This is a genomic window from Paraburkholderia sp. BL10I2N1 (assembly GCF_004361815.1).
Taxonomy (GTDB): domain Bacteria; phylum Pseudomonadota; class Gammaproteobacteria; order Burkholderiales; family Burkholderiaceae; genus Paraburkholderia.
The window spans coordinates 176138-189130 of sequence record NZ_SNWA01000002.1 but is presented as its reverse complement, the minus strand read 5'-3'; the positions used below and the strand labels follow the sequence as shown (position 1 = coordinate 189130).

Annotated in this window: 11 protein-coding genes and 2 riboswitches; of the genes, 6 read left to right on the top strand and 5 right to left on the bottom strand. The window is 63.7% G+C overall.

Annotation, left to right across the window (positions count from 1 at the left end; translation table 11 throughout):
• Positions 1 to 106 precede the first annotated feature (106 nt).
• From B0G77_RS22770 to B0G77_RS22750, 5 genes are all read left to right on the top strand, one after another.
• Entirely contained in the window at positions 107 to 910 is an 804-nt protein-coding gene (locus B0G77_RS22770) for a DeoR/GlpR family DNA-binding transcription regulator (protein WP_133664381.1), read from the top strand.
• A 1009-nt stretch (positions 911 to 1919) separates the two neighbouring features.
• On the top strand, positions 1920 to 2636 hold the full coding sequence (locus tag B0G77_RS22765) for a response regulator transcription factor (RefSeq protein ID WP_133664380.1): 717 nt from the start codon (positions 1920 to 1922) through the stop codon (positions 2634 to 2636).
• Between the two features lie 44 nt (positions 2637 to 2680).
• Positions 2681 to 4069, top strand: a complete 1389-nt coding sequence (locus tag B0G77_RS22760; RefSeq protein WP_133664379.1) for a FecR domain-containing protein — start codon at positions 2681 to 2683, stop codon at positions 4067 to 4069.
• Positions 4070 to 4092: 23 nt separating this feature from the next.
• The gene (locus B0G77_RS22755) at positions 4093 to 6513 is read left to right on the top strand and encodes a CHASE2 domain-containing protein (RefSeq protein ID WP_133664378.1); all 2421 of its coding nucleotides are present in this window, start codon (positions 4093 to 4095) and stop codon (positions 6511 to 6513) included.
• Positions 6514 to 6560: 47 nt separating this feature from the next.
• On the top strand, positions 6561 to 7163 hold the full coding sequence (locus tag B0G77_RS22750; protein WP_133664377.1) for a DUF4136 domain-containing protein: 603 nt from the start codon (positions 6561 to 6563) through the stop codon (positions 7161 to 7163).
• Between the two features lie 30 nt (positions 7164 to 7193).
• Here the strand turns inward: B0G77_RS22750 and bluB are convergent, their stop codons facing one another.
• Genes bluB through cobA form a run of 5 tightly spaced genes read right to left on the bottom strand, consistent with a single transcriptional unit; the run spans position 7194 to position 10888 of the window.
• Positions 7194 to 7856 (bottom strand): 5,6-dimethylbenzimidazole synthase, encoded by a 663-nt coding sequence (gene bluB / locus B0G77_RS22745; RefSeq protein WP_133664376.1) that lies wholly within the window; start codon positions 7854 to 7856, stop codon positions 7194 to 7196.
• On the bottom strand, positions 7840 to 9138 hold the full coding sequence (locus tag B0G77_RS22740) for a cobyrinate a,c-diamide synthase (protein ID WP_133664375.1): 1299 nt from the start codon (positions 9136 to 9138) through the stop codon (positions 7840 to 7842). Before B0G77_RS22740 ends, bluB begins: the two co-directional genes overlap by 17 nt.
• Positions 9139 to 9141: 3 nt before the next feature.
• The gene (gene cobO, locus B0G77_RS22735) at positions 9142 to 9744 is read right to left on the bottom strand and encodes a cob(I)yrinic acid a,c-diamide adenosyltransferase (RefSeq protein WP_133664374.1); all 603 of its coding nucleotides are present in this window, start codon (positions 9742 to 9744) and stop codon (positions 9142 to 9144) included.
• Positions 9741 to 10157 carry a cobalamin biosynthesis protein gene (locus B0G77_RS22730; protein ID WP_133664373.1) on the bottom strand — a complete coding sequence of 139 codons (417 nt, stop codon included), beginning with the start codon at positions 10155 to 10157 and terminating at the stop codon, positions 9741 to 9743. The genes cobO and B0G77_RS22730 overlap by 4 nt, the downstream gene beginning before the upstream one ends.
• A complete protein-coding gene (cobA, locus tag B0G77_RS22725) occupies positions 10154 to 10888 on the bottom strand; it encodes a uroporphyrinogen-III C-methyltransferase (protein ID WP_133664372.1) in 735 nt (244 codons plus the stop codon). The genes B0G77_RS22730 and cobA overlap by 4 nt, the downstream gene beginning before the upstream one ends.
• A gap of 197 nt (positions 10889 to 11085) precedes the next feature.
• Positions 11086 to 11312, bottom strand: a riboswitch (cobalamin riboswitch).
• Positions 11313 to 11425: 113 nt separating this feature from the next.
• Positions 11426 to 11698, top strand: a riboswitch (cobalamin riboswitch).
• Between the two features lie 216 nt (positions 11699 to 11914).
• Between cobA and cobW the strand changes: the two genes are divergently transcribed.
• Positions 11915 to 12988 carry a cobalamin biosynthesis protein CobW gene (gene cobW, locus B0G77_RS22720; RefSeq protein WP_133664371.1) on the top strand — a complete coding sequence of 358 codons (1074 nt, stop codon included), beginning with the start codon at positions 11915 to 11917 and terminating at the stop codon, positions 12986 to 12988.
• Positions 12989 to 12993 lie beyond the last annotated feature (5 nt).

Here is a 12993-nt window from a genome sequence, read left to right as displayed (position 1 = left end):
CAGACTATGAACGTTGATTTGGTTGGATTTACGTTGAATTGTGTTTCCAGAGGCCTTTCACCTTTGCTAGACTGCCCCAAACCCCATAAATCCGGTCTTTGCCACCATGTTCTCCACGCAACGGCAGGCTGAAATCATGCGCATCGTGCGTGCAAAACAGACCTGCACGATCAATGAGCTCGCCGACACCTTCGCGGTATCCGATGAAACCATTCGTCGCACCATCAAGCCGCTAATCGGCGACGGTCTGCTGGTGAAGGTCCACGGCGGCATCATGCTGCCGGATCATCTCGACGAGCCGCCATTTCGGCGCCGGATGAAGGAAAGCAGGGAGGGCAAGCAGGTGATCGCGGCGCGCGTCGGCGCGATGGTGCAGGACGGAGACTCCCTGATCCTCGACGGCGGCACGACTTGCGTTCATATCGCGCAGGCGCTGTGTGCGCGCTCCCGCCTGACGGTCGTGACGAACTCCGCCGAGATCGCCCGCACGCTCGCGCCGCGCAACGAGAACCGCGTGTTCATGACAGGCGGCGAACTGCGTCCCGACGACTCGTCGGCCTTTGGGGAAAACGTGCTGACGTTCATCCGGCAGTTTCACGTTCGCTACGCGATCGTCTCCGTAACTGCGGTCGACAACCAGGGGCATTTCATGGATTCGCTGCCGTGGGACGCTGCTTTTGCGCAGGCTGCTTTCGCACAGGCCGAAGAGCGCGTGATAGCCGCCGATCACAGCAAGTTCGGCCACAGCGCGCTAATCCGCGCCTTCAATGTCGACGAGATCGACCAGTTGATCACGGACGAGCCGCCGCCCCCGGTGCCTGCTCAGGTGTTTGCGGCGGCAGGCCTGAAAGTGAGCGTCGGTGCGCTGGCGCAAGCCGGATCGCGTGAGCCGGAGGGCGTGACAGCCTGAAACCCGTCCAACACCGCCGCCCGAGCCGCACTGTACATTCCCGGGTGCGCAAATCACCATTGCACGCTGTGCGAGGCCTTCCGCCTGGATTGGTTTTCACATTGATTAACGATTTTGACGTTCTCGCTTTACGATTTCTGACGGGACTTTCTGATAGATCACCAGAAAATAACCACTGAGGCTTTGATAACCAGCGCGGTCCTCCCGGCCTGAGCCAGCGGCGTAATCGCCCGTCTGGCGGGGCCGGAGAACTGAGCAAAAACCCGTCACCCGGTTAGCTTGTGCAAATCGCGATTTGACAATTCTTAAACGATTTAATCTCGCGCCCTCCCTATACTCTGGCGCACGATTGTCAAATTTCGTGGGAAAGTCGGACATCGATGGCGTCGAAACCGGCGGGCGCTGGAGCAGCGCGTATCGACTACCCGCACCGCCACGGTTGGCGCGTTTGGGAAACTGAATGCTTTTCAGACCTGGACTCGCGCGTATTCCGTTTCGCGAGAAAGGCGAGCCGCGCAAGGCTCGGCGTCGTCTGCATCGGATCGAACTGGTGACGTAGCCCGACTACGCTCCGGCGGCGTGGGACCACGCGCAAATCCATCTGGACGCGGCACTCTTTTGTCGACAAGCCGCGCAGGATAGCGAAGAAGGACAGGAAGGGCGTGGCGATCATGCCGCAGGAACGGGCGGCGATCGCTTTGATGGCCAGCCGGGAAATGGACGGGGTCAAAAGGCGGCGGAAAACAGCGGCCGTGTGATCGAATCCAGGCTATCGGCCATGACTGAGGGGAACCGATGACCGATTGACGTCATTTCCGGTCGGGCAGCGCTTTTCGATTATGATCAAAAGCCCGTCGGGAAGTGTGCGTATCCGCCCTTAGAGCGGACTGTTCGCTGCGATATATCCATGGGAACTGCGTGCTGTATGCCGTTGCCAATCGGGTACTGGATGATCGAATAGATAACGTGGCCAGCCAGTTACGAGAATGAATTTGCGTTGCGGGGTTTTATGAGAATTGCTGTGCTGGACGACGATCAGGCCCAAACCGATTTTATCTGCCAGACATTATCGGCGGCAGGGCATATCTGTCACGCGTTTTCCTCAGGCCGCGAACTGGTGCGGCAGTTGAGGCGGCAGACATTCGATCTGCTCGTGCTCGACTGGAACGTGCCGGACATATCGGGCGAGGAAGTCTTGCGCTGGGTCCGGCAGAGCCTTTCCGAGCGACTTCCGATCCTGTTCATGACGAGCCGCAGCCGCGAAACGGATATCACGTCGATACTCAACCTCGGCGCCGACGACTACGTCGTCAAGCCGGTTGCCGGCAGCGTCCTGCTCGCGCGCATCGGTTCGCTGCTGCGCCGCGCCTATCAGTTCAGTGCTTCGTCCACGCGCGAAGTCTATGGAGACTACGACTTCGATCTGAGTGCGAAGCAGGTGATCCTGAAGGGCAACGCCGTTGCGCTGACACAAAAGGAATTCGAACTTGCGCTGCTGCTGTTCCAGCATCTGAGCCGGCCGCTGTCGCGCGCTCACATTCTCGAAGTGATCTGGAAGCAGGTCACCGAAATCCCGTCGCGTACCATGGACACGCACGTGTCGATGCTACGCGCCAAGCTCAATCTGCGTCCGGAACATGGCTATCGGCTGACACCGATATACGGCTATGGCTATCGCCTTGAACGGGTGGAAAGCGCCGGGACGCCAGAGCGGGGTGACGCATGACGGGTGCCGGTGTGCGGATAACGCGCACGCCGGCGCCAGCGTCCATGCGAAGAGCATGCCGCACGGTGTCGTTGCTGGCGCCGTATCTTGCCGCGGCGTTCGGCGCTTTGTGGACCTCAGCGTCGTTCGCGCAGACGCACCCGGCGCCTGGCTCCAACGCCATGGCGCCGTACATCGCAAAGCGCGGCGACACGCTCTACGACATCGCAGGGCGCTATCTGCGCGATCCCTCGGACTGGGTGACGGTGAGCCGGCTGAACCATGTGCCCACGCCGCGCCGTTTGCAGCCTGGTGTGAAATTGCTGCTGCCGGTTGAACTGCTGAGGCGGGATCATCTGACGGCGCGCGTCGTCGCGACCAGCGGTCCCGTCGAACACGCGTTCCGCAGTGGCCCATTCACGCCAGTCAGCGTCGACATGATGCTGACAGAAGGCGACCGCGTACGCACTGGGCATAACGGATTTGTCACGCTGGAACTGGCAGACGGCTCGCACATCGGCGTGCCACAGGACAGCACGCTCGGCATTGACACGCTGCGCCAGACCGCACTCACCGGCGCAACCGACCGGGTGTTCGATCTGCAGGAGGGCGAACTCCGCACCGAAGTGACACACGCCACGAAGAAGGACGACCGCTTTCAGATCCGTTCGCCGTCAGTAGTGGCGGGCGTGCGTGGTACGAGCTTTCGCGTGCGGTACGATCGCGACGGGGCGTCGACGACAACCGTCGAAGTGCTCGACGGTGCGGTCGGCGTCGACGCTGCAAGCCGGGCTCCACGCGCGCCAGGGGTGCCGCTTCAGGCTTCGGCGCAACTCGTGACGGCACACTATGGCAACCTGACCCGGGACTCGGGCGCAATCGGTGCTCCCGTCCCGCTGCTGCCCACGCCGGCGCTCCTCGATCCGGCGAAGCTTCAGGCCGCCAAAGAAGTCGCATTCGACATCGTCCCGCAGCCGGAGGCGCAAGCCTGGCGCGTGCAGATTGCGCGCGATGCGGGCCTGCTTGCGTTGATTCGCGAAACACGCGTGACGGAGCCGCAGGCGTCGTTTGGCGATCTGCCCGACGGCAGCTATTTTGTCAGCCTGTCTGCAATCGACAGTCAGGGGCTCGAAGGCCTGCCGCAGGTGTACGCTTTCGAGCGGCGCCAGTTCGGACTGGCCGCTTCGGCCGCGCCGCGTACTGGCACCCGCGACTACGAATTCCGCTGGTTCGTGAGCCGGCAGGCCGACTCGACGCGCTTTCGCTTCGTGCTGGCGGACACCGCCGATCTGAGCCATCCGCTCATCGACCGGACCGATCTCGAGGGCGGCGAACTGCTCGTGAAGGATCTGCCGCGCGGCGTCTATTACTGGACCGTGATCGCCGAGCAGTTCGACAATGGCACGTTCTACGAGACGGGCAGCGCGGTCCGGTCGTTTACGCTGGCCTACTGATCCATACAGGCAACGGCCAGCGCATGACTTTCGACCCACGCGCGCGACTCGGACGGCCAGTTGGCCGCCGCTTTTTTTTCGAGTGGCTGGCGGTTGGCTGCCTGGGTGTCGTGGTCATTCTGCTCGCGGCGATCTGGCGGCTGACGTCCGGCGTCGATCATCTCGTCTACGACCGCTTTCTCAGTTCCAGGCCGGTGCCGGTGTCACCGGGTATCGTCGTCATCGAAATTGACAACGCGAGCATCGCCCAGCTTGGACGCTGGCCGTGGCCGCGCAGCGTGCACGCGGACCTGCTCGACCAGCTCGCGAAGGCGCAACCCGCCGCCGTGGTCTACGACGTGCTGTTCACCGAACCCGCAGAGGACGACGCTCGACTCGCGCTGTCGATCGGTGCGCATCCCACGTACCTGCCTCTCCTGCTCAGTCCGGAAGGCGCCAACGGCGAGCGCGTCGCGGTGACGCCGGTCACCGCGCTCGCGCAGGCCGCAGCGGCGCTTGGCCACATCAATCTGGAAGTCGACGGCGACGCCATCGTACGCAGTGTCGCGCTCTTTGAGGGCGACGCACACTCGCGCTGGCCGCAACTGATGGTGCCCGTTTACCGGGCGGTGCGCGACGGCAAGCTCAGGCTTGCGGGCGGAAACGAGCGCTTGCGCGGCTTGCCCGATCATGCCGCGGGCGACCACGATAGTGGTGAAGCGCGCTTCCTGATCCCGTTCAGTCCGCGAGCAGAAACCTACGCGAAGGTCTCATTTGCCAGCGTGCTCGCCGGCGACGTGCCCACGGAGATGCTGCGCGACCGGATCGTCCTGATCGGCGTGACCGCGTCGGGTCTCTATGACCGCTTCTCGACCCCGGTCTCAGGGGAGCTCGGACCGATGCCGGGCGTCTACATCCACGCGAACGTGCTCGATACGTTGCTGAACGGGCGCGCTATTCTGCCGGCCCACGCGTGGCTGCTATTCGCCGTGTCGCTGCTTCCGCTTGGCGTGCTGCTTGGCGGATTCCTGGTGCTGTCGCCGCGTCGCTCGCTGCTGCTCACAATGGGGCTCTGTGCCGCGATGGCGGGCGGCAGCCTGGCGCTGTTGTACGGCGCGCGACTGTGGATGTCGCCAGTGCCCGCCATCTTCGGCCTCGTCGCCGTGTATCCGATCTGGAACTGGCGTCGCCTCGAGATGACGATGGCCTATCTGCGCAAGGAGTTGCAGAGTCTCGCCGACGAACCCCATCTGCTGCCTGAAGCGCCACAAGAGCGCAATGAATTCGCCGGCGATGTACTCGAGCAGCATATGGCGCTGATGGCGCAGGCGGCTCAGCGCGTGCAGGACATGAAGCGCTTTGTCTGGGACAGCCTCGATAGCGTGCCGGAACCGATTCTCGTCAGCGATCTGCGCGGCGTCATACTGATCGCGAATCACGCGGCGAAGTCCCATTTTGCACGGCTCGCCGCGCCCGCACCGGAGGGGCGCGCGATGCGGGATGCGCTCGGCGATCACGCGTTCGTGAAAACCATCGATTCGCACGCGGATACCGACGCGTTCGCCCGCGGCCACTGGCCTGCGCCACTCGATCCGACGCGACGCGACTATGCGGACATGATGGAGCAGGGCATCGAGGTGCGCGACGGCGACGAGCGCGACCATCTGTTGCGCTATGCGAGGTGCACCAACGCACAGGGCGAGGTGACGGGCTGGATTGCCGGCCTGGTCGACGTGACGGCGTTGCACGCGGCCGAACGTCAGCGCGAAGACGCGTTGCGTCTGCTTTCGCACGACATGCGTTCGCCACAGGCCTCGATTCTTGCGCTCGTCGAGATCGAGCGGGCGCGTATCGAGTCGGAGCATACGCGCGAGTTGCTGGATCGCGTCGAACGTTACGCGCAGCGCGCGTTGACGCTCGCCGACGACTTCGTGCAACTCGCGCGTGCGGAATCGCAGACCTATGTGCTTGAACCGCAAAGCCTCGTCGAACTGCTGATCGATGCAAGCGATGAAGTCTGGCCGCAGGCGCACGCGCGCCGCATCCGTCTGGAGACGCAACTGGAACAGGACGGTGACGATGCCGACGGTTATTGGATCTGTGCCGACCGTTCGCTGATGACGCGCGCGCTTGTCAACATTCTGAACAATGCAGTGAAGTACAGTCCTTCGGATACCCGGATCGCCTGCACGATCTCCCGTGAGGCTGGCTTACCGGCTCGCGTGCAGTGCACGATTCGAGACGAGGGCTACGGCATTCCTGCTGAAGAGCAGGCGCAGCTCTTTGAGCGTTTCCGGCGTTTTCATGAGTCGGAGCGGCCGGAGGTGGGCGGCGCCGGGCTCGGGATGGCATTCGTCAAAACCGTGGTGACGCGCCACGGCGGCGATGTGCACGTCGAAAGCGAAGTGGGCCGTGGGACGGCGTTCACGGTGTCGTTGCCGGCATTCGATGAAGTCGCTGATTGATCACCGCAAACACCACGAGTGCGAATAACTTTCGAAGCGGGACAAACTTGAAACCCCTGTTGATCCTCAGCGCCGCGCTCGTCGCGGCGATGCTTGCCGGATGCGCCGGCGTCAAGACGGATGTGCGCGTATCGCCCTTGTCCGCCACGCTGGCTGACGAGCGCACCTATGACTTTGCGCGTACGTCGCCACAGGAGGCGACTGCCGAACATGCGCAATACGAAGCCCTTGTGCGCGAAGAACTCGCGCGCTACGGGTTCGCCGTGGCATCGAAGGAACGTGCGCGATATGTCGTGTCGCTGGCCTACGATACGCGGGCGGCGGCGGTCGTTGTCGACGTCGCGGGCTGTGAGAGCACAACCGAAGCGTGTGAGGCACCAGCGACGACGAGTGTTTTTCCTGGGCGACGGCTCTATCGTCACTCGCTGACCATGCGCTTTTTCGATCGGACGAGCGGTCAGGAAGTCTACAAGGTCACCGTGACGAAGAGTGATCGCGACGCGGACCCGCTCCACGCTGTGCCTTACCTAGTCAAAAGCGCGCTGGCCAGAATGCCCTATGCAGGGAACCGGGACTGGCGCGTGACGTTCGGGAGCGTGGAGACGGGCAGGGCACCGGGGATCGAGTCCGTCAGCCCGGTCACGCCTTAGCTGTTCTGTCGGCTACGGCTACGGCTGCCGCTACGCGGAGTCAGTGCCGTCGCTTTCAGGCCAGCGGTTCTCGAACACGCACTGGTCGAGCGGCATCCGTGACGCCCAGCGTTCGGTTTCAAGCATGGGTTGCGCGTAAAACTCGTCGACATGCCCGAGACACAGGATCGCAACAGGCCTCGCGCCAGCGGGGATGTGCAGCAGCGTGCTGACCGCGTCGACGTCGAAGATCGACACCCAGCCCATCCCCAATCCTTCCGCGCGTGCGGCGAGCCACATGTTCTGGATCGCGCATGCAACGGAGGCCAGATCCATCTCCGGCAGCGTGCGGCGGCCGAACACGTGTTTCTCCCGTCCATCCATCAACGCCACCACCAGCAGTTCGCCGCACTCGAGCATGCCTTCGACCTTCAGCTTCATGAATTCATCATGCCGCTTGCCGAGGGCATCGGCGGTCTTGAGCCGTTCGCTTTCGACGGCGTCATGCAGGGCACGGCGCAGCGCAGCATCGGTGATGCGAGCGATGCGCCATGGCTGCATGAAGCCGACGCTCGGCGCATGGTGCGCCGCATCGAGGAGCCGCTGCAGCACGGCGGGATCGACCGGGTCGGGCACGAAATGGCGCATGTCGCGCCGCTCGTGGATGACCCGATAGACCGCCGCGAGATCGGAATCGCTAAAACGCTTCGCCATGAAAGAGTGCGGCCGCGAAGGCCGGATTGGAGGGCCAGTAGCTGTGCATGTAGGTTGCGACGATCTTACCAGCCCGGTACACCGCTTCGCCTCGCGCATCAGAGTGCGGGCGCACGGACGTGAGGTACGGCGCCATGGTCGTCGTCATATGCGAGTAGTGAAACGTGTGGCCGGTCATCGTGCCGTGCATGCCGTCGAGTTGCTGCATCCCGAGCGACGCGAGCCGCGTCTGCATCGTTGCGTGGCCTGGCAGCACGCCTAGCATCAACGTGCGTTTGCCGCCGGTGTCGGTCAATGTCTCCAGCAGATACAGCATGCCGCCGCACTCGGCCACGAGCGGTTTGCCGGACGCTGCATGAGCGCGAATGGTAACGGCGCTGCACGTGTTGCGCGCGAGCCGCTCCGCGTGCAGCTCGGGATAGCCGCCGGGCAGATAGAGCGCATCGGCGGATTGCGGCACGGGTTCGTCAGCGAGCGGGGAAAAATACGTGACGCGCGCGCCCAGTGTCTCCAGCAGTTGAACATTGGCGGGATAGATGAATGCGAACGCTGCATCGCGTGCTACCGCGACCTGCTTGCCGTCGAGAAGACGGGGGACCGCCGTGCGCGCCACCGGTCCGAAGTCGACCGCCTGCGGCAGTTCGACAAGCCGCGTCTGCGCAAGCGCGTCGGCGGCGCGATCGAGCCGTGCGTCGAGGTCCGCTATTTCGTCTGCCTGGTGCAGACCCAGATGGCGATCTGGCAGTTCGATATCGTCCTTGCTAGCGATATATCCGCTCCATTGCATGCCGGCTGGCAACGCTTCTTCCAGCATCTGCGCATGACGCGGCGACCCGACGCGATTGGCGAACACGCCATGAAACGGCACGTTCGGCCGGTAGTTCGCAAGCCCAAAAGCAACCGCACCGAACGTCTGCGCCATCGCTTTCGCTGAAATCACGGCGACGACCGGTACGCCAAACGTCGTCGCCAGATCGGCGCTGCTCGGCGTGCCGTCATAGAGGCCCATGACGCCTTCGATCAGGATCAGATCGGCTTCGGCGGCCGCCTCGGCGAGCATCGTGCGACAGGCCGCTTCGCCGACCATCCACAGATCGAGCGACTGCACGGGTGCACCGCTTGCGCGCGCGAGAATCATCGGGTCCAGAAAATCCGGCCCTGTCTTGAAGACCCGCACGCGACGCCCCATCCGCTGGTGATAGCGGGCGAGTCCGGCCGTAATCGTGGTCTTGCCCTGACCCGACGCGGGCGCGCTGACGAACAGGGCGGGGCACGCGGGCATCGCTCAGAACTCCACGCCGCGCTGCGCTTTCACGCCCTGCTCGCGATACGGGTGCTTGACGATGCGCATTTCCGTGACGAGGTCGGCGGCTTCGATCAGCGCGTCCGGCGCGTGACGTCCGGTCACGACCACGTGCAACATGTGGGGGCGCGCGGTCAGCACGCCGAGCACTTCATCGAGCGGGAGGTATTCGTACTTCAATACCGTGTTCAGTTCATCGAGAATCACCATTTGATAGTCGCCGCTTTCGATCATCCGGCGCGCTTCGTCCCAGCCCTTGCGGGCGGTGGCGATGTCGGCTTCACGATTCTGCGTATTCCAGGTGTAGCCGTCGCCCATCGTGACGAAATCGCAATGCGCCTGGGCGCCCAGGAAATCGCGTTCAGACGTATGGAGCGCGCCCTTGATGAACTGCACGACGCCGAGCCTCATCCCGTGTCCGAGCACGCGCACGGCCATGCCGAAGGCGGCCGTGGTCTTGCCCTTGCCAGTGCCGGTGTTGACGATCAGCAGGCCTTTCTCGACGGTTGCTGCGGCCTGCTTCTTTTCGTGGCCTTCGCGGCGGCGCTGCGTCATGCGTTGATGCGATTCGAGATCTGTTTTCATGGCGTTTCCTGTTGCCGGGATCCTGTCGTGCTGCGTGACGATGTGATGATGGAGGCGATCGCGACGGTTACGCCGCCGACCACCGTTTTGCCGACGATCAATATCGAGTCGGGAGAAGCGAGAAGCGCGCAGGGCTCACAGACGCCGTCGACGCCTGCGAGCCCGCGAACTGTGTGAGAGGGCGTCGGCACCGCGCCAAACCCGGCGATCTGCTCGCGTGTAAACCTTCGCAACGGGAGGGCATGACGCACACAGAATTCGATCAACCCAGGTTCCTCGGCTTTCGATTCGACCGTCGCAACCTCGCGAACGTTGTCGAACGGTCTGCCCGCGAGCGCTACCGTTACCGCCGCCTCGATCTGTTCCGCCGAAGCCAGCCGTCTGCAACCGATGCCCACGGTGAGCGTCTTCATCGATCGTGGCTCGCCGATGGGATGCCGTGCGCCGACACGCCGCCGATCACGACAATCGCGGGCGAACCGAGTCCGGCGCTGGCCACGTGGTCCGCCAGCGTATCGAGTTGGGCGAGCACATGGCGCTGCTCGGGGCGCGTCGCCGATTCGATCGCGGCGCAGGGTGTTTGCGGATCCATCCCGGCCTGTAACAGCGCCGTGACGATCTCGTTCAGGCGACGCATGCCCATGTAGATCACGAGGGTCATGCGTGTGGCGGCGAGCGCGTTCCAGTCCGGCTCGCTGCTGCCCGCGCCATGACCTGTGACGAACACGACGCCCTGCGCGTAATCGCGGTGCGTCACAGGAATGCCGATCGCTGCCGGCGCCGCGATGCCCGCCGTGATGCCGTTGATGATTTCGACTCGAATGCCTTCGGCTTGCAGCGCCTGTAGCTCTTCGCCGCCACGGCCGAAGACGAACGGGTCACCGCCTTTCAGCCGTGCGACGCTGCGCCCGGCGCGTAGATGAGCAAGCATCGAGGCGACAATGTCGGCCTGCGAGGCCGACGGCTGGCCGCCGCGCTTGCCCACGTACACGACCTCGGCGTCGGTCCGCGCGAACTGCAGGACATCGGGATTCACGAGATCGTCGACGAGTACGACGTCGGCCTCGCCGAGCGCGCGTGTCGCCTTGAGCGTCATCAGTTCGACGTCGCCGGGGCCGGCGCCGATCAGCCAGGCGCGGCTCATCGCGGGCAGCACGGCGCGGGCCTCGCCATGTTGGCGGGAGACGGAAGCGGAAGGGCCGTCGCGAGGACGGGCCCGGAGAATGAATGGGTCATGCGATGCCACACGTCATGCGCAACGACCGCGCGTCTCGCGCACGCGGCCGGTCGCGCTCAGGCACCAGGTTCCGTCCCCCGCGGATCCGGCGTTCGGCGATCGCGACGGTCGCCCCTTGCGTTGGCCGGTATCCGGGCTGACGACCTCATGTCATTCGCCTTCCCAGCTGCCAGTTGCAGACAGTGGCGTTGAATGACATGCGCGGACCGAAGTCCGCAGGCCGCTTACCGTTGCGGGGACAGCACAGGCCGGGCGCGTTGCCGCGCTTCCTGTTTCCCGTTTAACTGCACATGCGAACGCACGTGCGGGCACCAAACGCGCGCATACGATAGCACGGGTTTGCCCGGCGCAGGCTGCAGGGGGTTTCACTTGCCCGCTGTTGCCCTGAGTTGCCCTGAGTCCCTTCAGGCAGGGCGTTTTCTTGACGCCGGGTTTGACGGAGCCTACACTCCCACGCACTCTGGTGCTCGCGTGCACGCTCTGTGCACGCAGTTAAACGGGAAACAGGGAGCCTGTCCTGCACGGATCGGGCCAACCTGTGCTGCCCCCGCAACGGTAAGCGAAGGCATCGTGAAAGCGATGCAAAGCCGGCTTCAATGCGTGCGCGTCATGACCTGACAGGCAAGCATCTGTCCACTGCGCGTGATGTCGAATGCGCGGGAAGGCGAAGCGGCGTTTTCGCGAGCCCGGATACCGGCCAGAAAATACGGATTGGCGCCGCGGGGATGCGGCGCATGGTCCGCGTAGTCCACGAATTCACTGAGCTTCCGGTTGTTTCCGTAAGGCCGTATTTCGTCCCCGCGTGTTGCCCGACGATCGTCTGACGTTTCGACTGTCGCATCGCGGCGTGAGCATGCCGCAGGGCGTTGCGGGCGGGCATCCGGTGAAGTTCGGGGCTTCATCCTTCAAACAGTCCACCACCCTGGAGTCAGGATGCAGACGCGCAAAATTCCCGTAACGATCGTGACGGGCTTCCTCGGCAGCGGCAAAACCACCTTGCTTCGGCACATTCTTCAACATGCGGGCGGACGCCGGATCGCGGTGATCGTCAACGAATTCGGCGAACTGGGTATCGACGGTGAGATCCTCAAGGGTTGCGGCATCGGTTGCGACGAGGAAGGCCGCGAGGTGGAAGGGCAGTTGTACGAACTGGCGAACGGCTGCCTGTGCTGCACAGTGCAGGAGGAATTCTTCCCGGTCATGGAGCAACTGGTTGAGCGTCGTGACCAGATCGACCACGTGCTGATCGAAACGTCCGGCCTTGCGCTGCCCAAGCCGCTCGTGCAGGCATTCAACTGGCCGCAGATCAAGAACAGCTTCACCGTCGACGCAGTGGTCACGGTAGTCGACGGGCCTGCCGCAGTGAGCGGCCAGTTCGCGGAGAATCCGCAGGCAGTCGACGCGCAGCGCAAGGCCGACCCGAATCTCGACCACGAATCGCCGCTGCACGAACTGTTCGAAGACCAGTTGTCCTCCGCCGATCTGGTGATTCTCAACAAGACCGATCTGCTTGCCGATGCGCAACTGGCTGCCGCGGAGGCACTGATCCGCGACGAAATTCCGCCCCAGGTCAAGGTGGTACGTGCGCATCTGGGGCAGCTCGATCTGCACGCATTGCTCGGGCTTGAGTCGGCATCGGAGGACACGATTCATCTGCGTCACGACCATCACGGGTCCGCAGACGATCCCGATCACCATCACGACGATTTCGATTCCGTTGTCGTTCAGGCGCAGGTGTCGTCGCGTGAAGCGCTTGTCGCAGCATTGCAGGGGCTGGTCGAGAACCACACGATCTACCGTGTGAAGGGTTTTGCGGCCTTGCCCGGCGCGGCGATGCGGCTCGTGATTCAGGGCGTGGGACGTCGTTTCGACAGTTACTTCGATCGTCGCTGGCAGGCAGGTGAGCCGGTAGCGAGCCGCTTTGTGCTGATCGGCGAAGATCTCGATCAGGCGACGCTGCAGCAGGCGCTGACGGTCGCGCTGAGCGCCGAGCCGCAACAGGTGTAACGCGG

What these genes read in the sequence shown, in the direction of transcription:
- B0G77_RS22770 (WP_133664381.1), top strand. Translation starts at nt 107, where the DNA reads ATGTTCTCCACGCAACGGCAGGCTGAAATCATGCGCATCGTGCGTGCA.
- B0G77_RS22765 (WP_133664380.1), top strand. Translation starts at nt 1,920, where the DNA reads ATGAGAATTGCTGTGCTGGACGACGATCAGGCCCAAACCGATTTTATC.
- B0G77_RS22760 (WP_133664379.1), top strand. Translation starts at nt 2,681, where the DNA reads ATGCGAAGAGCATGCCGCACGGTGTCGTTGCTGGCGCCGTATCTTGCC.
- B0G77_RS22755 (WP_133664378.1), top strand. Translation starts at nt 4,093, where the DNA reads ATGACTTTCGACCCACGCGCGCGACTCGGACGGCCAGTTGGCCGCCGC.
- bluB (WP_133664376.1), bottom strand. Translation starts at nt 7,856, where the DNA reads ATGGCGAAGCGTTTTAGCGATTCCGATCTCGCGGCGGTCTATCGGGTC.
- B0G77_RS22740 (WP_133664375.1), bottom strand. Translation starts at nt 9,138, where the DNA reads ATGCCCGCGTGCCCCGCCCTGTTCGTCAGCGCGCCCGCGTCGGGTCAG.
- cobO (WP_133664374.1), bottom strand. Translation starts at nt 9,744, where the DNA reads ATGAAAACAGATCTCGAATCGCATCAACGCATGACGCAGCGCCGCCGC.
- B0G77_RS22730 (WP_133664373.1), bottom strand. Translation starts at nt 10,157, where the DNA reads ATGAAGACGCTCACCGTGGGCATCGGTTGCAGACGGCTGGCTTCGGCG.
- cobA (WP_133664372.1), bottom strand. Translation starts at nt 10,888, where the DNA reads ATGAGCCGCGCCTGGCTGATCGGCGCCGGCCCCGGCGACGTCGAACTG.
- cobW (WP_133664371.1), top strand. Translation starts at nt 11,915, where the DNA reads ATGCAGACGCGCAAAATTCCCGTAACGATCGTGACGGGCTTCCTCGGC.